Origin of the sequence: Heliobacterium mobile (assembly GCF_009720735.1) — a bacterium.
GTDB lineage: Bacteria > Bacillota > Desulfitobacteriia > Heliobacteriales > Heliobacteriaceae > Heliobacterium > Heliobacterium mobile.
Map to the genome: position 1 here is coordinate 1 of NZ_WNKU01000008.1, position 19,365 is coordinate 19,365.

At 40.0% G+C, this 19,365-nt stretch carries 18 protein-coding genes and 2 pseudogenes; 10 read left to right on the forward strand and 10 right to left on the reverse strand.

Annotation, left to right across the window (positions count from 1 at the left end; all coding sequences use genetic code 11):
- The first annotated feature begins 88 nt into the window (after nucleotides 1-88).
- The gene (locus tag GJ688_RS21005; protein ID WP_268892052.1) at nucleotides 89-217 is read left to right on the forward strand and encodes a hypothetical protein; all 129 of its coding nucleotides are present in this window, start codon (nucleotides 89-91) and stop codon (nucleotides 215-217) included.
- Between the two features lie 268 nt (nucleotides 218-485).
- Nucleotides 486-1,868, forward strand: coding sequence for a methyl-accepting chemotaxis protein (locus GJ688_RS08435; RefSeq protein WP_155476118.1), 1,383 nt, complete (start codon nucleotides 486-488; stop codon nucleotides 1,866-1,868).
- On the opposite strand, the gene GJ688_RS08440 is transcribed toward GJ688_RS08435, so the two are convergent.
- The 5 genes and pseudogenes from GJ688_RS08440 to GJ688_RS20630 all read right to left on the reverse strand — a co-directional run bounded on the left by GJ688_RS08440 (nucleotide 1,855) and on the right by GJ688_RS20630 (nucleotide 4,024).
- Nucleotides 1,855-2,226 carry a hypothetical protein gene (locus GJ688_RS08440; RefSeq protein WP_155476119.1) on the reverse strand — a complete coding sequence of 124 codons (372 nt, stop codon included), beginning with the start codon at nucleotides 2,224-2,226 and terminating at the stop codon, nucleotides 1,855-1,857. The two genes, GJ688_RS08435 and GJ688_RS08440, sit on opposite strands and share 14 nt — an antisense overlap.
- Nucleotides 2,227-2,664, reverse strand: a complete 438-nt coding sequence (locus tag GJ688_RS08445) for a VOC family protein (RefSeq protein WP_155476258.1) — start codon at nucleotides 2,662-2,664, stop codon at nucleotides 2,227-2,229.
- Between the two features lie 299 nt (nucleotides 2,665-2,963).
- A pseudogene (locus GJ688_RS21535) lies at nucleotides 2,964-3,107 on the reverse strand (tyrosine-type recombinase/integrase); the annotation flags it as partial.
- 12 nt (nucleotides 3,108-3,119) lie between these two features.
- The gene (locus GJ688_RS20430; protein ID WP_207708785.1) at nucleotides 3,120-3,287 is read right to left on the reverse strand and encodes a hypothetical protein; all 168 of its coding nucleotides are present in this window, start codon (nucleotides 3,285-3,287) and stop codon (nucleotides 3,120-3,122) included.
- A gap of 323 nt (nucleotides 3,288-3,610) precedes the next feature.
- Nucleotides 3,611-4,024, reverse strand: coding sequence for a jacalin-like lectin (locus GJ688_RS20630; RefSeq protein ID WP_155476120.1), 414 nt, complete (start codon nucleotides 4,022-4,024; stop codon nucleotides 3,611-3,613).
- Between the two features lie 1,859 nt (nucleotides 4,025-5,883).
- Between GJ688_RS20630 and GJ688_RS21010 the strand changes: the two genes are divergently transcribed.
- From GJ688_RS21010 to GJ688_RS08470, 4 genes are all read left to right on the forward strand, one after another.
- A complete protein-coding gene (locus tag GJ688_RS21010) occupies nucleotides 5,884-6,012 on the forward strand; it encodes a hypothetical protein (protein ID WP_268892053.1) in 129 nt (42 codons plus the stop codon).
- Between the two features lie 20 nt (nucleotides 6,013-6,032).
- A complete protein-coding gene (locus tag GJ688_RS21015) occupies nucleotides 6,033-6,155 on the forward strand; it encodes a hypothetical protein (RefSeq protein ID WP_268892054.1) in 123 nt (40 codons plus the stop codon).
- A 315-nt stretch (nucleotides 6,156-6,470) separates the two neighbouring features.
- Nucleotides 6,471-6,824, forward strand: a complete 354-nt coding sequence (locus GJ688_RS08465) for a hypothetical protein (protein ID WP_155476121.1) — start codon at nucleotides 6,471-6,473, stop codon at nucleotides 6,822-6,824.
- A complete protein-coding gene (locus GJ688_RS08470; protein WP_170291827.1) occupies nucleotides 6,806-7,078 on the forward strand; it encodes a methyl-accepting chemotaxis protein in 273 nt (90 codons plus the stop codon). The genes GJ688_RS08465 and GJ688_RS08470 overlap by 19 nt, the downstream gene beginning before the upstream one ends.
- 78 nt (nucleotides 7,079-7,156) lie before the next feature.
- Here the strand turns inward: GJ688_RS08470 and GJ688_RS08475 are convergent, their stop codons facing one another.
- The 5 genes from GJ688_RS08475 to GJ688_RS08500 all read right to left on the reverse strand — a co-directional run bounded on the left by GJ688_RS08475 (nucleotide 7,157) and on the right by GJ688_RS08500 (nucleotide 13,834).
- A complete protein-coding gene (locus tag GJ688_RS08475; RefSeq protein WP_170291806.1) occupies nucleotides 7,157-7,447 on the reverse strand; it encodes a hypothetical protein in 291 nt (96 codons plus the stop codon).
- A gap of 314 nt (nucleotides 7,448-7,761) precedes the next feature.
- Nucleotides 7,762-8,106: a putative signal transducing protein gene (locus tag GJ688_RS08480; RefSeq protein WP_155476124.1), complete on the reverse strand. Its 345-nt coding sequence runs from the start codon at nucleotides 8,104-8,106 to the stop codon at nucleotides 7,762-7,764.
- Between the two features lie 357 nt (nucleotides 8,107-8,463).
- On the reverse strand, nucleotides 8,464-9,303 hold the full coding sequence (locus GJ688_RS08485; protein WP_155476125.1) for a 4Fe-4S binding protein: 840 nt from the start codon (nucleotides 9,301-9,303) through the stop codon (nucleotides 8,464-8,466).
- Between the two features lie 194 nt (nucleotides 9,304-9,497).
- On the reverse strand, nucleotides 9,498-11,276 hold the full coding sequence (locus tag GJ688_RS21315; protein WP_328597339.1) for an eCIS core domain-containing protein: 1,779 nt from the start codon (nucleotides 11,274-11,276) through the stop codon (nucleotides 9,498-9,500).
- A gap of 2,039 nt (nucleotides 11,277-13,315) precedes the next feature.
- Nucleotides 13,316-13,834 (reverse strand): hypothetical protein, encoded by a 519-nt coding sequence (locus tag GJ688_RS08500; RefSeq protein WP_155476127.1) that lies wholly within the window; start codon nucleotides 13,832-13,834, stop codon nucleotides 13,316-13,318.
- 326 nt (nucleotides 13,835-14,160) lie between these two features.
- Here GJ688_RS08500 and GJ688_RS08505 point away from each other — a divergent pair, with 326 nt between their 5' ends.
- The 4 genes and pseudogenes from GJ688_RS08505 (at nucleotide 14,161) to GJ688_RS08520 (ending at nucleotide 19,323) form a co-directional block, all read left to right on the forward strand.
- Nucleotides 14,161-14,655: a hypothetical protein gene (locus tag GJ688_RS08505; protein WP_155476128.1), complete on the forward strand. Its 495-nt coding sequence runs from the start codon at nucleotides 14,161-14,163 to the stop codon at nucleotides 14,653-14,655.
- A 281-nt stretch (nucleotides 14,656-14,936) separates the two neighbouring features.
- Nucleotides 14,937-16,201 (forward strand): annotated as a pseudogene (locus GJ688_RS08510) (ISL3 family transposase).
- Between the two features lie 257 nt (nucleotides 16,202-16,458).
- Entirely contained in the window at nucleotides 16,459-18,294 is a 1,836-nt protein-coding gene (locus tag GJ688_RS08515; RefSeq protein ID WP_235910871.1) for an APC family permease, read from the forward strand.
- A gap of 675 nt (nucleotides 18,295-18,969) precedes the next feature.
- Nucleotides 18,970-19,323 (forward strand): DUF4405 domain-containing protein, encoded by a 354-nt coding sequence (locus GJ688_RS08520; RefSeq protein ID WP_155476130.1) that lies wholly within the window; start codon nucleotides 18,970-18,972, stop codon nucleotides 19,321-19,323.
- The last annotated feature ends 42 nt before the right edge of the window (nucleotides 19,324-19,365 follow it).

Below are 19,365 nucleotides of genomic sequence, written 5' to 3' on the forward strand. Positions count from 1 at the left end.
CTCTCATCGTTATTGGAGCTTTTTACCCTGCGATTATTGGCGTCGGTTACGCTGGTGACGGTTGTTAGTTAAGAGAGGAGGAAGGAACATGGGTGCATGCGGGTGCGGCACAGGCGGAGGCTATATCGGAAATAGCATTGTTGCCTTGGCTATCTTGATTATCATTATAGCCATCCTAGGCACCGGATTTGGAATGGGCTTCGGTGCAGGTTTCTAATCGATAAATTTAATTCAAGCGTGCGGCAGTAGAAACTGCCCACGCTTTATTATTTGTCTCCAGTGAGTTAGTTGCAGTACCCTGCTCCCTTTGTTGCTGATGTTCGATTATTTTCAAAATTACGGGCTTAACCTATCATAAAATTACTTTTGTGATGTATACAGTATCTTTGGTAAGTACAGTGAATCAGAATTATAGTTAACCCCAACTCCAAGTGTTATAATTAGGTTAGAAAAATATTATACGAATATTCCTAGGAGGTTATGTCATGTTCTGGCATCAAGAAAAGCATTCAACATCAACAGAGAGAATTGATTTAACCCCCATCATTAGTTCCCTTGAGAAAATCTGTGAGGGAGATTATACATTAAGGATTAACTTACCAAGAGATAACCCTTTAGCCCCGGTTTCCTTATTAATCAACAGGTTAATTGATAAGCATGAATCGCAAATAAGACGCCTTACTATAGACTTAAATAATGTTGTATATGAAGGAGTACATAGTGGGAATTATGTTAATCAGTTATCTAGTCAATTCGAAATTTTAACTAGCAATTTTGAGCAGATTGCAACAGCTGTAACTCAACTTTCTGAGTCCGTAAGTGACTTCGCTCAGACAATTGACTTAACAGCAAATCAGACCGACGATGGGAAAATTTCGATAACCGAAACAAATTCTAGTATATCGACAGTTATAAATGAAACTTCTAACTCTCAAACGAACTTGGACCTGATTTCAAAAAAAGTAAATGAATTGCATCAATCGACCAGTCGAATAGATATTCTGGTATCCTCGGTAAAGTCTATATCAAATAAAACGAATCTATTGGCGTTGAACGCTGCTATAGAAGCAGCCCGGGCCGGTGAATATGGTCGCGGTTTTGCAGTTGTGGCTGAAGAAATAAGAACTCTTGCCAATCAGTCACAATTATCTGTAGAACAGATAACTAAGCAGTTGGGGTACATACGCTCCGAAGTAGAAAACATGAATACATCTTTTCATAATATGAATAAATCTTTTGATCAAAATTCCGGAGCGGTTAACGTGGTAAGTCGAAACGCAACAAGCTTAATTCAAGTTTTTGAAAATATAGGCCGTTCAATCCAAAACCTCGCTCCTATCGCTCAGGAACAAACTGCCACCTTCGAGGAAATCCAAGCGACAATAAATGATATATCTTTCCGTACATCCTCTCTTAATGAAATGATGCAGAAAAGCAATGTTAGTCTCCTTGAATTATTGAGTTCAGCAAATGCTGTAAGAACCGAGATAGGAAAAAATAAAATTCATTTATCGACGAATGAAGTTCTGGATTTAACTAAAACAGACCATCTATTATGGAAAGTGCGTATTTCCTACATGCTTAGAGGTCTTCTTGAATTAGATGAAAAAAACGTAAGTGACCATAATGCTTGTAAATTAGGTAAGTGGTATAATAGCGATGGTCAAAAATTGTTTTCACATTTTGAATCGTTCAAGCAACTTGGCTTATTACATTCCCAATTTCATCAAAAATGTGCTGAGGCAATTCAAATGTACAAAAAAAATAATATTACAGAAACCCAAAAATTAAATTTAGAGTTAGAAAGATTGTCAACTGACATTTTCAAAATTATGGACGAGCTAAAACAATCAGTCACCGCGAGGTAATAGCCTCTAAAATTATATTAAACCCGAACCTCGACAGCCCCCATTCCCGACGAATATATTCATCTCCGTACTTCTTCCGCCACTTAGGAAGCAGTTGAACATGTTGCTCGTACTTCATCCGATCAAACACATCGAAAGGCACTAAATCCTCAAATAATGAATAAGTGATCAATGGCCCAGGCTGCCAATAATCTCGCTTGGCCTTCCCAGACATCCGATCAAATGGCATGACCATGCTGCCGACACGGCCCAGTCGGGAGGCATGGCCACGGATGCCGGAGGCTGTGGTTTTCTTTTGTTTTACGTCGGTGAAAAATAATCGTTCGATATCAGTGTCGACTGTGGGCAAGTTACGCACTTATTTGATTTCCTCAGACAACTCCAAAATAATCCCCTCTGGCCCACGAACTAAGCATAACTTATACCTTTCTTTATATTGCTGTATCTCACTAAAGATTTCCGTGCCCTTCTTTTTTAATTTGGCAACAATAGCTTCAATATCGTCAACGGCAAATGCAATATGTCGGATACCCAGTGTATTTGCAGAGGGTTTTAGAATACCTTGCTCATCCGAGGGCGTATAAAATTTAAATAGCTCTATATTTGCCTGACCATCTGACGTCCTGAAAACTACACATTTTGCTTTAACGTTATTAAGTCCAACAACCCTATCCACCCATTCCCCGTCCACTTCTCCTTCCCCTAGCAATTCAAGTCCAAAATCGAGAAAAAACGCTTTAGCCGCTGAAAGATCATTTACGACTACACCCACATGATCTATTCGATTGATCTTCATATCCCACATCTCCTGTGTTCCTGTTTTTTGCAATACCCCGAATTCAAATTCTAACATTTGGGCATGATTAGGGTTCCGATTAATCTTTCTTCAATAGGAGGAGCTAACCGACTACTGCGTTTTATTTAATACAAAAGACTTAAGCCTTCCTGTTGGTTAATAATTTTATTCTTTGACGCCATCAGTCGATTTCCTCCTCCTTCTTCCTAGCGTTTATCTATTGCATTGACTGTTAATCAGTTTTTTAACGTTTTTCTAAAGGCCGATATTCAGTTGTTATTACCCCATCTTCCTCGGACTTAACATCCCTTCGATTTTATCGATGGCGCTTGTTTGACGTCGGAGTGGCTATAAGTATCGAGCGTGATTCTGATGCTGCCGTGGCCCAATAATTCCTGCACTACCTTCGGATGAACACCAGCCTCAAGCAACCGAGTGTCGTAGGTATGCCGTAATCAGTAAAGATTGGTCTTCGGAACTTCCGCTTTGTCTAACAGTCGATGAAACTTGGTGGCCAGGTTTCGCTGAGTAACCATCCGGCCCTTCTTTGTTGTCACAACCAGCCCATCGTCCTCATTGTCCTCACCTTCTGCCATCAGCTCGTGTACTGTATAACTTGCCACCTCTTTAACTGCCTCACCAAATCCTCGGTTATCGGAATTCGCCGGTAACCGTTTTTCGTTTTAGGATCTTGGTTAATTTGGTGGGTCTTGTTTGGGCCGTTTTCGTTTTTGACCAGTACAGTCCATTCATACCACAACGGGTCTCAAATCTAACGTGGGCCATCACAGCGGCCTTAAAGTGGATATGGGGGTTTAGGGGTAATAAAACCAATTTATTCCAACTGTACATTTGCCGATGTGACAAGTTGTACATCGGCCGTTGGTGATAAAAAAAACAGCCCATAATAATTACGGGCTGCTTCAGAATCAGAGAAATATCATCCCTAAGCTGGAATAAAGAATCCTATTGCATCTATTAGGCTACCTGCTCTACCATAAAAACCACTTATACGTCCAGAAAATTCTACCGGTTTACCACCACCAGTCCCACCCGCATAGAAATGTCTCCCTTTGTTAGTCTCCAGTTCAAGGTGATCTATAACGTTCCCGAACTTTATACTTACAAAATTTATATACTCATCTTCAGCTAGGATAATATTTGCCGCGAGACTCCCACCACCACCGCCATGTGTTATATCACGCGTATTTCCGTAAACGTCTTTGAAAGTATATCGAATTGAATCAATATATGTTCCACTATAGATATCCACCTTAATAAGTTGTACTATTTCGGTTAAATTATCCTCAAAATAACCTCCGCCAGTCCCACCAAATAACGGACTTTTCTTGAAAGCCACTTATATTCCTCCTCACCAATATTTGTCGAGAACGATAGATTTTATGCGGCATTATAGTTACATATACATCTATTATTTTAAGCTCGATTTTACAATCAAAACCGCCCCTCTTCACTGCCTCCAATACGTGTCTTATCCATACGGTTGTGACGGGCGGTTGAGTTTTTTGCTAGACATAGCTCACCCTAAAATTCCTCAAAAAAAAATAACGGGAGCTCAACATCCCGGTAGGCAGATGGAAATTTGAAAATGAAGGGATTTTAAGATTATCATACTCAGAAATTAAAGGACAATTGACTTAATACCTGTTTTTTCTATCATTTTTCTCCATCCAATCCCCCCTCCAGGCCCCCCTACGCCCTTTAGAACGACCTCCTATACCATCATAACAGCGGTCAAATCGTACGTAAGCCATTACAGCGGCCTTACAGGGGATATAGGGGTAGTTCCCCTAAGTTAGCATTTACTGTCGCCGAACTCCTTACCGTCCTATATAAAGTCATTACATTCAGAGATTTACCAAGTAGTCCAATCTCGTTATTAGAGGTTATTTTTACTTGTTGTATCGTTAGCTCCCCGTAGGCTACTTGCTTTATGCTATTAACACACCTTGACCAGTGGAGCTATTAATAGCCTTGAACGAACAGGATGGGTAAATTAGAAAAGCTTGGCTATTTAGAGACTAATTTCAATAATTTACTTCAAAATTCGGAGGAGTTATTACGTTTTACTCAAGTGAATCTTTGCAAATTCCACCAGTACACATTTTCCAAATTCTTGTTTTATCGAGTGAGAATCATAAAAAAACATTTTTACCCCTTCCTTTGTCTCGAAATAGTCTTTACCCAGTTGTTTACCCTTTCCATACATTGGAGCTTCTTTTGAAATAGTAGTAAAAGTCATATATCCGTTTGGTTTTAACTGATTATAGCAATCTTTAATAAACTTATCTCTCTCCCAGATTCCGTTGGCTAACCACCTTTCCATTTTTGGTCGTTAAGACCAACACGTCATCCACGTACTCTTCTCTCTTACTCGTCCGTTCGATATATTGCAGGACATAAATTCTTTCATTTGATCTACGGTGAAGACGCTGATTTTCTTGGGAGACGGTTTGGGCTTCCGAACTGTAGGGCTTCGCCCTCTGTTTTGAAAGTTCTTCGGGCGTATTTCGATTTTCCTCTAACATCTTGGTCGGTATGGACTTGGGTCACCCAATAAATTTCTATTTTGATATTCCGAGCCTTGTCCAGTCTTATTTTGTGATGATGCCATAATAAAACACCTGCTCCTTTCGCCGTTTCAGATCGACTGATTTTCGTGGAGGCAGGTGTATGTTATCTCTAGTTTGGGTGGGAAGAGAAGTTTAATTTTAGAGTTGGGCATACTTATATTAATCTAAACGACTAGAGGAAAGGAAGGAATATGATTCGCTCAAAAGCCCTCATTATCATAATTTTTTTGTTTGCCATAGCTGCCGTTCGAGCGAGAATTACGCACTTTGCATGTCCAAACTGTGGTCAGTCGTTTAAGCTAACTTTCTGGAAATATATTTTTTCGCTCCATGCAGGATTTCGTCGCTACGTGAAATGCCCCAACTGTAATAAAAGATCATTACCTATACAGGATAAAATCCATAACAGCTAGATTCCTTATAAAAGAACTCACAAATGGGTGAATTTTTCATAAAGTAATAATGGGTACCGAGAATCGTTATATGATGATCAAAATAGCCAAAGCTCCAATGCTTAACCGTTGGGAATGAATTCCCGGCGGTTTTTTGTTCACATGGAATATATTTCCACCATAAACTGGTATTGTAAGTAAGCCTTCATTTAAATTTGAAAGGAGGAGTTCCCATGGGTGCTGCTTTTGCTGGTGGTTATGTGGGGTTCCCGACTGTAGTGGGACTTATTATTACTCTCATCGTTATTGGAGCTTTTTACCCTGCGATTATTGGCGTCGGTTACGCTGGTGACGGTTGTTAGTTAAGAGAGGAGGAAGGAACATGGGTGCATGTGGTGGCATGACCGGTGGCTATATCGGAAATAGCATCGTAGCTTTGGCTATCTTGATTATCATTATAGCCATCCTCGGCACCGGTTTTGGTATGGGTTTTGGTGCTTACTAATCGACAAACTTACTTCAAGCGTGCGGCGGTGGAAACTGCGCACGCTTTTTATATTTCTTGATCGGGCATAGGTCATAAAGAAACACCTGCTTCTCTCGATGTTCAAGATTGACTGATTACAAGGGAGGCAGGTGTAGGTTATCTAGGAAAGGAGCATTAGTATAGTAAGTATTTACGAGAAAATATTACAGAAAGATGCAAAGATATTTAGATAAACAAGAGAATTAAATTCATATCAGTTTTTGTGTATTGTTTTTGAACATTACGCTTAATGGTGATATTATGAAATAAATAAAATTAAATGGTGTTGGTAATGTGACAAGCCAAGGAAAAGATTCCAATATCGACGATTTGTTAAAAGCGTTCCAAACGACTCTGCCCTATTTCCAAAAAGTTCTCCCGCTCGATGGCATGTTAGCAGTCACAGATAAAGAAAAGTTTCTTTATTACCTATCAGGGAAGGAAATCGACACAAAAATCACGGCGGGCAATCGATTACCTCCATCAGGTGGTGTGAGTCGATGCTTAGATACAGGTGAAAAAATCATACTTTTAGTTCCGAAGGAAGTTTACGGAATACCTGTTAAATCAACTACTGTACCAATTACTTATGAAAATGGAAATGTCATCGGTGCGGGCTCAACGCTTCAATTGAAGCGGCACGGGTAGATGACCTAGGAAAAGGATTTGCAGTTGTTGCTGAGGAAATTCGCAAGATGGCAAACGAAAGCGAAAAATCCGTTAAAGAGATTGACAATATACTTTCGGAAATTAAGAAATCTATGCTTTTAATTAGTGAAAAGGTTAATAATACTGCTGCTTTAGGAGAACGACAAGCGGCCGCAACACAAGAAATATCGGCGTCAATGGAGCAATTAGCTTCATCGGCCACAGAAATCGAAAAAGTTGCTGAGATTATCTAACGTTGGTAATTCCGGCTTTATCGATTCCAAGGCCTCAATAATAACCTCCCATCTATACTTTGTCAGCCCCCATTCCCGTCAAATATAATTTTCGCCATACTTCTCCTGCCATTTAGGCAGCAGTTGGACATATTGCACGTACTTCATCCGATCAAACTCATCAAATGGAACCCTGATCAACAGACCTGGCCGCCGGTAATCTCGCTTGCCCTTCACCGACATTCGATCTGACGGCATAACCATGCTGCCGACACGGCTCAGTCGGGAGGCACGTCCACTAATGCCGGAGGCTGTGGTTTTCATTAATTTTACGTCTGTGGAAAACATATGTTCGATGTCCAAAAGCGACCAATCGGCTTTTTGTGTCAAAAAGACAACTTCTTAATCTTCTTCACGGTTCTTAAACAAATAATCCTTTGGGTAATTCTGAGGCTCAACGATAGTTTGAACTACTTTTCCTTCTGAGCATGATAGAGGTAGGTACATCCGATTAAAAGAGAAAACTATGTTGTATGAAAAAATCCCCTCTATATATTCATTTTTTCAAATAAAGTAAAACTTTCTCTTTTGTAGTCGTTTTTGTTTGTAAACTTTTCCGTTAAGATCTTGGTGTTAGGTTTATTTTGGATGATCGATTCATTATCCGGTAGACTGTTAAAAAACGACGGAAATCTCACTCATATTTATTGATTAGCTAAAACCATAAATAATCCATATAGTAAGGAGAAAGCAATCGCGATAAGAATAATTTCAGACCAATGTGACTTATCTTGTTGATATGTTTCATCACTGGAATTATCTTCTTCATACGATATAGAGATTAAATTGACCGCATCGTCGTAAAAAATCTCTGGAACATATAATTCAACATTATTAAAAGTACCTCCAGTTACTATCTTTAGATATCCGTCTGTTCCAACGTATTTACGCAGAAATGGAATGTTTGCTTCTTGAAGTATGGATTCGACAACTTCAGCTTCGTACACATCGGCGACGTTAATCAAATGTGTCCATGTATCTTTGTCCACGGCTTATCAACACCCAACTTGTTTAATCAATCGCAAGTTGTGTCATTCTCAATAATATAAAAAAAGATTTTAGTTATTCCTCACTTAATCCCCTGATCTAGTGAGAGCTGAGTGATTCATGAACCAGTAAAATACCATCCCTAGAATCGGAAGTAAGAATGATATACTAACCCACAAAAATGGTGTGAAATATTATAATGCAGAATACGTCTTTTTGCACTTTTATTAACGATACTACAAACTGAGATATGGGTTACAAGAGGAAAGGTAAAGAATAATGGGTAGATTATTACCACTAATGGGCGATTGTAAGAGGTTATTATGGATTGTCGTTAATCGGTTGATACCCGTTCTTTATTAAATTGCTTTTATTGGACAAACTTGAGTACATTCAAAGCAAAGAATACATTCTGTATCTCTTACTTTTTTCCCTTGGCTTATGTAACCCATCACATCGACATCCATAGGGCATGATTTGTTACAACGCCCACATCGAATACATTTGTTATTTGTTGGTTTTATGCAAACCAAACTAACCGAACTGGGTACTTTCATAATTATCGATACGGGACAAGCGACCTTACAGAAAGCTCGACGATCTTTAAGTAAAAATGCCAAAGGGATACCAATGAGGTAATACACAATGTTTCCAACCATCATCCAAATTATTTCTCTTTTGTCCAAATAGTCCCGATTCACATCATAACTAAACAAAAAGACCATAATCAGTGGAACCATAATTGAAATCACTAAAGGGATAAAGCGAAATTTCCTCATGGCGTCTGGGATTTTATCTGTTTTATAAACAGGTAGCCAATCGAGTATTGCTGCTGTCCAACAGGCCCAACCACAAAACCCCCTTCCCCATATGAGAGGCCCTATTACTTTTGCTATAATATAGTGGATTACTCCTCCAGAATAGGACCCGACTAATAGTAGAAAAACAATCCCTTCCAACTGTAGGTTTTGTTTATCAGTTATAGGTAGGAAAAATAAAAACACAGGTAAGATTAGTAGGATGGAAACACGACGCCCTACGTTTTTTCGTTCTGTACGTAAATTTCGTTGCAAGTACATGCCCAAAGAAATAGATGTACCAATCCAAGGGAAAATTACAAGAAACCCCCACCATCCTATAGTTATGTATAGTATTGTGCCAACCAAAATGGCAATAAATAACGGAATAAAAGCGGACAAATTATCGTCCCCCCTTTCACGGCGATTTTTAGCCGGTATACCTGATAATGTGACATTCTGCAAACTTACAACATCAGTTCCAGTTTTTCCTTCGTTGTGTTGACATCATTTTTTTGTTCAACGACTTGGGATACTCGCGTCGTGTACTTGTTGAGCTGGGATAAGCAAGCAGTTAAAATAAGCGAAAATTACTGTCAGAGTTTCTCCCATTGACTACCATAGTCTTCGATATCGAATGCAAACGGACTTAAACCCATATTTCGTTCTTTATAAAACAATTCGCCTTTTTCATTAATTTTTATAGTTGAAATAGCTTCTTGATTAGGATATATTAATCCTTCTTCTTTAGAAATTTCTGAAACTAACTCTGTATAAAAGTCTCGGGCTATTTGTGATGCAGCATACGCTCTTTCTTCTATTGTCGGTTTTGGATGTGTAGCAACCCACTGTTCAAATTCTTTTTTCGGACTATATTTATCGATTAATGCCTTTTGTATAGGCCAATACTTACTTTCTTTATCTGGTTTAATTACAAAAAAATCATCTCCTGTAGCACTCGATTTTATTGATAATCCTTTTGCTCCCGATATTGTTATTTCAGTTATGCCGCTCTCTTTTAATTTTTGAGCAATTATCGCTACAACTGAATCTGTTTTGGGATTACTTTTACCTTCTCCTGCATGGCATGAGGTGAATATAATTTCTATATTCTTTTGATTTTTTAATCCATTCTTTATCAATATATTAGCTATTTCTTCTCCGGTATACTCCCCAGAGCTCTCCTTTGAACCGTGTGCTACTATGTATAGAGTGGCACCATCTAAAAGTTCGTTATATTTAAGATCTGTTAATAACCCGATCGGACCTCCAGCTCGCTCCAACGCATATTGAATTGAGTTTGATTCGATAAAATCTCCCGATATAGATTTTTTCGCGATTGCTACCATTCTTTGCATAATACGATTGTCATTACCATTAATTGCTTTCATACTTTTAATCTGTGATTGTATGGTTTGATATGAAGGAGTCCCTTTCGAGAATGCTACCATCTCATTGGCTTCCCGTTTCAACTCAGCATCATTATTTATAGCTACTTCCTTTACTTGCACCGTCGGTCTAACCCTTCCCTCCTTCTGCTGTACCACATGCCACGCCTCATGCGGTAAATACTGCTCTTGTCCTGGACCCACATGAATATCCGTTCCTTGTGCGTACGCCAACGCTCCCACTTGTGCTGGCTTATCTGAATTAAAATGTACCCTAACATTGTCCATACTCATCCCACTTAAACTCTCCACGCCTGCCTTCAAATTATCCGGTAATCCTGTATTGTTCGGCATCGCTTTGCCTTCCTTCTTCTGCCCAACCTCGCCTAACTTCCCCTGCACCGGCGTTTCCTCTTCTTCCGTTTCGACCACACGCTGCAACGCCTTTGCTCCCATCACGTCGGCCTCATGTTCAAGAGAAAGATCATCGTTGATCGGCACACCACTTCCAGTCTTGGTGGAATCGGTCTTTGCGTAAATCGGTGCGGCACTTTCTGAAAAGTGTTGCACCGTATCATACTTTCCCTGAATCGGCATTTCTTCCTCTGCTTCTTCCGGTAAGGCTTCCCTTTGAACTATTTCATAAGATTCCTGCATCATCTGAAGAGAATCCATTTCCTCATCTTCCTCGGATTTTTCCCCTACCCTCTGAACAATCTCAACCTTCCCTTGTACAGGGACCTCTTCTTCCCCCTTAGTTTCCTGCCCTCTCTGAACTGGCTTCTGCGTCAACAACTGTAGAACTGCCCTGTTTCCAATAGTCCGCTGAAGTTGTAGAATATGCTGAGGTGTTAATAAATTTGGGTTGATTTGTGCCATCTGTAATATCCCGTTAATATTCGAATGAAGAGTTTGAGGCACGTGATTACTAGATTTTCCGGTCAACTTCGTTTCCGAACCTTTTTTTACGCTCTCAAATTCAGACACGACTATCCCTCCTTACATATTCGCCATTGGGGGTTTTGTTTCACCCATTGTCATAACAATCACATGTTATAGTAATAGTACCAACTATAATTATTTTCTGTCAATCAATAACAGTCCAATTTTTTCTGTGAAAATTTTCACTCAGCTCACGAACACCAAAAGTTTCTGTATTCCCCGTTTTACTTATACCCCCAACGGCATCACTGCCCCCAAAACTGCAACTCCGGAAAAGTGAAGGGTTTAGATCTTTAATACTTGATTCACTTCCAGTAATGCTATCGGTTATAAACGATAAGGGCTACATCACCTACGTTAATAATTATTGGGATAGAACTGCAATAGAAAACGATGTTAGCGATACGTCTCTAGCTGGTGTAGGAGTAAATTACTTTAAGATTTGCGAGAAAGCAGCTGGAGATGGTATCGCAGATGCTTTGGATGTTGTTAGAGGGATAAAGTCTGTTTTGAACGGTTCAGCGAAACAATATATCCATAGGTATAATTGTGTAAGACCAACCGGGGACGATTGGTATCACATGATTGTTATTCCGTTAAACTCAGAGGAAGAAAATTATTATTCATTTTCGTTGTTTGTTTAACAGACCGACGGTAATGGTTCCAAAACTGTACTTCTTCTAAACCATACTAAGCGTTCGTCCACAATGGACCGAACGTTTTCCTCTTTAATATGATTTTTTAACTAACAAAACATGGGCTACCCAGTAACCGACCATGCGTGGGGAGACGCATCTATGGCCGAGCTTGATACCTTGGGAGGTCATAAAGAAACACCGCTCCTTTCAAGTTCAAGATCAACAGATCTTCTAGGAGGCAGGTGTAGGTTATCCCCAGTGGGGCGAAAAGGGAAGTCGAAGTTTTAAATGTTGGGCTTTTTTTGTTGAGTGTCTCGTTTGAAACTGACTCTTTTGGGAAACCTACTTTCTGCAACAAAAATAGAAGGTAGGGTTAAAATGGTTACTGATGCAATGCTTTTGGACGCAAGAATCTTGTTTAACCAACTATCGCTGCAGCATTACCTGCAATCCGAGCTTTTTTCCAGAGGTTGGTGTTCAATCGTAGGGATGCTGGTAGTTATTCACTATAGCTGGTGGAAGCTTCTTGACAAAAGCAGGATAATGGAAATTCTACTCTTTGGTTCATTACTTTATCATGGTTGTTGCAGCCAGTATATTCGCAAGATACCTCATTTTGGCAATAATAAAACGGCAGTTCAATGAAGAGGGCGTTAAAAACCCTAAGTCACTGATTAGACCAATTTTAGCTCCTTCGATGAGGCGTTTGGATGAAGATAAGGATTCCGAAAAGTAAGTAAAATCTTTTGTTCGAGGTAATTTCGTGGATAACTTTGAGATAATTCAACAGACCAGAGAAACACTTGGACAAATAGTGATTAGCCTCAACATAGAGCTTTTACTCCTTCAATTGAACACTATGCTTAATGAATCGTAGCGCTACCCGAGGGTGATACACAGTCATGCCACAATAAACCCGGAAAATGGGGTTGCCTACTCATCTTCACCCAGTGTACCCGCCGGACCTGCCATGGAGGGGATACTTTAAATGCCGTTTACACTTTATCTTCGACAAATATTTAAAGTAAAGTTCTCAATTTTCCTAAGTTATTCACGATATCCACAGAAATAGTTACTCTAACTGTTGATAAAGTATAATAATTACAGTAATATTACGTTTTTTGTCGAGAGTAATCATCTATTTGCGCCTTGAATTGATAGTCAGTGCAAAGATTCGAGATGGCTTGCTCCATTTCTTCTGGTCGCTATACCATGAAGCGGCACTCAAAAAGAATCTTACGTTGGTTTATTATCGAATATTACCAACAGGCCGTACGAGGGAATCAATAGCTTGATGCCATCAATTATAGTCGATTGTATTCGTTGCCAGGTTTCACAGGGATACTAATAAATGTTTGTGGAATTAGAGGTTTTAGGCAAAAAAAGCGTTCGGCTGAGGATGCAGCCGGACGCCTTTTAGTGACAAAGCTTTTCGGTTTTTGGTTATTATAGCACCAACCTTGGTTGGTGATCCTTAAATGTAAAACCGTACAGCAAGTCGAGCTCTGCTTCTTCGATTTCATCAAACGTTAATCCTGCAGCTTTCCAGGCTCTCTCCGGCAGACCCGCCCTAGCAATGCTTAAAATAGCAGAACGATAATCATGTTGACTAAGTCGAAAAGTCTCCTTATCGACGGATCCCTCAGAAAGCAATTTATCAGAAATGTGCTTCTGGTTTTGTCTCGATTCCCGATACATGGCGAGAAGCGACCTAGCGGTTTCAATTTCCTTTGGTTTAGCCATACAGGGGGTATTCCAAGCGAAACGGCGACGTTCTGCCGCATTGTTTTCTTCGCAAGCACGACATACGTTTTGCCTGGTTGACTGAGGCCACCAGGAGTCAATTTTGTCCCCTGCGTGAAGAATTCGCAGGCATTCATAGCATCGGGGTACCCCTTGCTCACGAATTTGTTCAGCCGAACTTTGAAAAAATTTGTGCGTTAACGTTAGCTGAAGTGTCTTCATTGAAATCCCCCTGTAAAATATGAAAATTATGTATGTTTACATCATACAATAGATTTTTATTGCTACAAGGGGTTAAAAATAAGATGTTTTGTCGAATTATGAATCAAACACATTTAGATTTAATGTCAGGCCTTTTTTCATAATATTCATATTATAGGGCAGGCTCCAGGGGGAAAAGTCTTGAGCCTTTTTGATGTTTTATGTCTATTTCTGTTATAATTGAAACGTATTGGTTCTTGGATAAAGGTACAATAATTTCTTGCCAGAGGTAATAACTTTAATATTTTCCCACAGTCTTAGGCTAAGAAAGGATGCGATACGGTTCCATGAATGTGATGCCTTATATCCTGGCTTCTAGCCGAATCGTCAAAGAGCTACATCAGATGGCACTCTGTTTCGAAAGAAATAGCCTCCCCTTCCGAAGAAAACTAAAACATCAATACGCTAAATCCCTAGTTGCACTGAAGCTAGAAGCTAAAGCGTTGGAACAATCCAAAGACGAACTGGGTCAAATGTACTATGATTTTTCTAAGGATCTATCCGATCTGGCACTTCGAATTATACGTTGGGCAGAAGCAAAGAATCTTCATTTGTCTGAGAATGAGATTCGAACGATTTTCGGCCTGTGCGAAAAGGAATATAAGTATTATGCTAAAAAGGGAGATCATATTTTATTATGGATTTTTCCCTCGAAGATAACTTTAAGTAATTATATATGTTACCGTATAACTCAGATTTCAAGCAAAGATAAAGATGCCTTAAAAACGGTCAGAGCGTTAATCGAAGAACTTACGCAGACTCCGCTTCCATCTCCCGATTAAAAATAGAAATCTAAGACACATGCTTATAATTTTCCATTGAGAATCCTTCTCTTTTTAGAGAACAAATTTCATCGACCGATATCTAATGCAGGTTTAAAACAGTCTATAAATGTAACGGAATGTCATTGTTGTTTATACAGAAAAGTTTGCTATAGATTTCTTAACTTCATAGTGATCATTGTATCCACTCTCCAATACAGGTATTATAATAAAAGCACATGTTGATGGGTTCTTCGCTATTTCGTGTGGGTTGGCAAATGTAGACATGTTACAATATAGATATGAAAAATACAGATTTATTTCAATTAGCGCTTGGCTTGACAGCACCGTGGTATGTCGTCAGTACCCGGTTTAATGCCGAATATCAAGAACTACATATCACGATTGACTTTATCCCAGGAAGTGAATTTACTTGCGCAACTTGTGCTGAAGCCGATTGCAAAGTCCATGATACGAAGGAGAAAACGTGGAGACATCTCAATTTCTTTCAGCACAAATGCTTTATTCATGCGCGTGTACCTCGAACCAAATGCCACCGATGCGGCAAAGTTCATCAGGTCACTGTGCCATGGAGCCGACCCGGCAGTGGATTCACCTTACTCTTCGAAGCCTATGTCATGGAACTGGCCAAAGAAATGCCTGTGAACGCGGTATCTCGTATCGTTCATGAGCATGACTCACTCATTTGGCGAATCGTTCATCACTATGTCCACCAAGCTCGTCAGGAAGAGAACTTTGCCTCTGTCTCTAAGGTCAGTGTGGATGAAACGGCCCGCGCGAAAGGCCACAAGTACGTATCCATCGTGATGGACGCAGAGGCACGGCGGGTGATTTTTGCCACAGAAGGAAAAGGGGCCGATGTCCTCCCCAAATTCATGGAAGACTTCCAAACTCACGGAGGCTGTAGCGAGAACATCACCGATGTTTGTATGGATATGTCGCCGGCCTTTATTTCAGGGGTAGAAAAACATCTTCCGGAAGCAGCGATCACCTTTGATAAGTTTCATGTCATTAAGCTGATTAACGAAGCGGTGGACCAAGTTCGACGAGAAGAACAAATAACGATGCCAGAATTAAAAGGAACTCGCTATATTTGGCTTAAAAATAAAAAGAACTTAACGATGAAGCAAAAAGCAGTTATGGAAGACGTCCTTTCTCAGCGAAACTCGAAGACGGCCCGAGCCTACCAGATGAGACTTACCTTTCAAGAAATGTATGAGAAAGACCCGATAGATGCACCGATGTTTCTGAAAAAGTGGTACTTCTGGGCAACCCATAGCCGGTTAGACCGCTGAACTCCGTTGCACATACGATGAAACGGCACGAGAAAGGAATCCTACGATGGTTTGTTTCAAATATCACGAATGGATTGCAAGAAGGCATCAATAGCTTAATTCAGGCGGCTAAACGTAAGGCTCGCGGATACCGATCCGCACGCAATTTTATTGCCATGATATACCTGGTAGCCGGTGACTTAAACATGAACATAGCACCGGCTAAAAGTAGATACATATTCAGCAAACATGCGTTTGCCCACACGAAATAGCGAAGAGCCATGTTGATGTAGTGGGAAGTGACTGGCGAAAGAATCCTCAGTCAGTTAAGGAAATGTTTGATCTATTTCCGATTATGCAAATCCCCGGAAATTAAAGAACGAGTACGATTAACGGAGACATCAGTTATTTATTCTAGCTTTTTCGAGTAATTCAAACCTAATCAATTATTATTTTGGCATTGCTTAAAATCGATCATAGCATTAGACTACATCCATGCTCATTGATTATGATCCAGGGAGGAAGCAACTTGCTCCGAAGGCTGCTTATAGGGAGTAAACTCCACAACAGACAACTTTCTCATGAAACGATTAACAAGCCCAAAGCCTTGGCCATTTTCGCATCGGATGCTCTTAGTTCTGTAGCTTATGCCACCGAAGAGATCCTCCTTGTTTTGGCTGCTTTAGGTCAGCTTGCGTTTCATTATTTGCCATCCATCGCTTTTTGTATTGTTTTACTTTTATTAACCGTTATCCTATCCTATACACAAGTGATAAAAACATACCCAGAGGGTGGCGGTGCCTATTCAGTAGCTAAGGAGTTTTTGGGGCCTACTTACGGTTGTATTATTGGTGCATCTTTGGTTATTGATTATGTGTTGACAATCGCAGTAAGCATATCTTCCGGCACTGCGGCGATCACTTCAGCCTTTCCCTGGTTATTCCCTTATACTGTGTACATAGCTGTATTTTTTATTGTCGTATTAACTATTATCAACCTGAGAGGTATCAGCGAATCCGCAAATATACTCGCCTATCCTCCCTACTTATTTATATTCTCTATGTTGTCCCTTCTCGTCACTGGTGTTTACCGTTACCTTACCGGAGACTTTACACCCCCTGTAACCCCCGTACAAGCGCATACTGCGAATTTAGGAAGCCTCTTGTTTGTTTGGATTCTGTTAAAAGCTTTTGCAGGCGGCTGTACTGCCCTCACCGGTGTGGAAGCAGTGGCAGATGGTGTCCCTTCATTTAAGGAACCGAAGGAAAGCAACGCTATTAAGGTTTTATTTGCTTTAGGCAGTCTATCGGTGATTCTTTTTGGGGGAATCAGTATTCTGGCAGGTTGGATCCACGTTTTACCTGAACATGGCGAAACACTTGTCTCTCAAATTGCTGAACTAGTTTTTGGCGGCAGGAATCTCATGTATTATTTTCTACAAGCCGCCACGGCAGTCATTCTCATCTTGGCCGCCAATACCGCTTTTGCTGGCGCCCCCATTATGGCAGCTAAACTAGCCGCAGAGGGATATATTCCACGAATTTTTGCACTTCGGGGCGATCGCCTTGTATTCAACAATGGCATTTTACTTCTTTGTGCAGGTGCAATCAGTTTAGTCATTCTATTCCATGGTTCCGTGCATTCCCTCATTCCCTTATATGCCGTCGGTGTTTTTCTAGCATTCACCATCGCTCAAATCGGTATGGTTGTCCGCTGGAACAGGCTAAAACCTAAAGGGTACAAGTTGAATGCACTTATCAACGGAATTGGCGGAACGGTTACAGGAATCGTCACTATCGTCATCGCAACGACAAAATTTATGGCTGGTGCGTGGCTCGTACTAATAGCAATACCTTTATTAGTGTTGCTATTTAAGAAAATCAAAAAACACTATTCCGCCATCTCTCATGAATTGTCTTCTCAGAATCAGTCTCCTTATTATGTGGTGAAGAATTACATCCTAATTCCCATGTCGTCTCTTTCTAAACCAGCGCTAAATGCGTTGGAATTTGCTAAATCGATGTCCAACGAAGATACGGATATAAGGATAGTTCATGTTTCTTCAAATCCAGAAACAGCAGATAAATTAAGGAAAAAGCTTGAAGAAAAACAGATTAACTTTGAATTAGTAATTGTAGAATCGCCTTATAGAGAATTAATCGATCCACTTGTAAATTACATCGATAACTTAGAAAAAGATTTGAAAATCGGCGAAGTGATCACAGTGATCGTCCCTGAGTTTGTTACACATACTTGGTGGCACTATTTATTGCATAACCAGACTGGTTTTCTTCTACGTACTGTATTACTTCTAAAGAAGAATACGATCGTGGCTTCCGTCCCCTATCACTTAAAAGGTATGTAACTGAAATGATGTAAAGATTTTACACTTACACGATGTTGAAGGTGACTATCGAAGGTTCGGGACTAGAAATCCTGGGCCTTTTTTAGATTTCGGGCTTACAAAACAAGTCGGTCAATTTTTCATTCTAAGACTTTTTTTAATATCCCCTGTAAGCACATAATTCGCCCAAAACTTTCGATTGTTTTATTTGAAATCCGTCCTGCAGGAGACAGCTGGAGTAACCGATAATGCAGGTACCTGCAAGCCTATAGTTCCTAAGTTTAGAATTAAGACATAAATAAGAGATCTAGTCAAGGTGACGAGATCTCTGTTTATAGCGGGATATTTGTTTTCGGTATTTAAATCAAAGGGTGAGTCGGATTACTGTTAATACTATTGCTATGGTCACTAGAAGTTCAACGCCGTTAAGACGTCTTTCCGTTTGCTCAGGATTGAATTTTTCTTCATCCCTTATCATGATGTCTACCTCCCTGTTGTCGTCGAAGCCATTGAATATAAGAAAAAAAGTTATTTTTAAGCTTAGCATGTCTCGACAAACTTAACAAAGGACCATAGACCTATTTTTATCTTAATGTTAGTATTGTGGCTGGTTCACAAAATTTATAAAAGTTTTCATCTGTTTTTAAGAGTTCTGCGATAAGATGCTCTTTGAGAAATTTCAAGGAGTTGATTCGGTTGTCTGAAAACAGTCCCATTCCTAAAAAAGCCAGGCTTAAGGGAATCATTTCTGTAATACTTACGGTATCCTCACTTACGGTTGCCTTCACTGGTCTTTCTATGATGGGAGAACATGACGAACCGCGGGATTTCAAACAACGTATTACCGTTGAACCTGTTGTTCCTGCCCAGTCGGGCAATGAAAAGCGAAATTCACAAGAGTTTGAACGAAGAGGAAATCCCATGAAAGGAATTCATGAGGTGGCAGGGCTCGCGATGATACCTGCGGTCCTGCTGCACTTTGGATTAAACGCAAAAACACTGGTCGCAGAATTGGGTCTCCGAAAAAGACCGGTACAAGAGGACGAATAGTAGAAAAAGCGTGATGCATCTGCTTCACGCTTTCTTTATGGT

Bases quoted from the DNA above. Each gene is read 5' to 3' on its own strand.
- GJ688_RS21005 (WP_268892052.1), top strand. From the start codon at position 89: ATGGGTGCATGCGGGTGCGGCACAGGCGGAGGCTATATCGGAAATAGC.
- GJ688_RS08435 (WP_155476118.1), top strand. From the start codon at position 486: ATGTTCTGGCATCAAGAAAAGCATTCAACATCAACAGAGAGAATTGAT.
- GJ688_RS08445 (WP_155476258.1), bottom strand. From the start codon at position 2,664: ATGAAGATCAATCGAATAGATCATGTGGGTGTAGTCGTAAATGATCTT.
- GJ688_RS21010 (WP_268892053.1), top strand. From the start codon at position 5,884: ATGGGTGCTGCTTTTGCTGGTGGTTATGTGGGGTTCCCGACTGTAGTG.
- GJ688_RS21015 (WP_268892054.1), top strand. From the start codon at position 6,033: ATGGGTGCATGTGGTGGCATGACCGGTGGCTATATCGGAAATAGCATC.
- GJ688_RS08500 (WP_155476127.1), bottom strand. From the start codon at position 13,834: ATGAAGACACTTCAGCTAACGTTAACGCACAAATTTTTTCAAAGTTCG.
- GJ688_RS08505 (WP_155476128.1), top strand. From the start codon at position 14,161: ATGAATGTGATGCCTTATATCCTGGCTTCTAGCCGAATCGTCAAAGAG.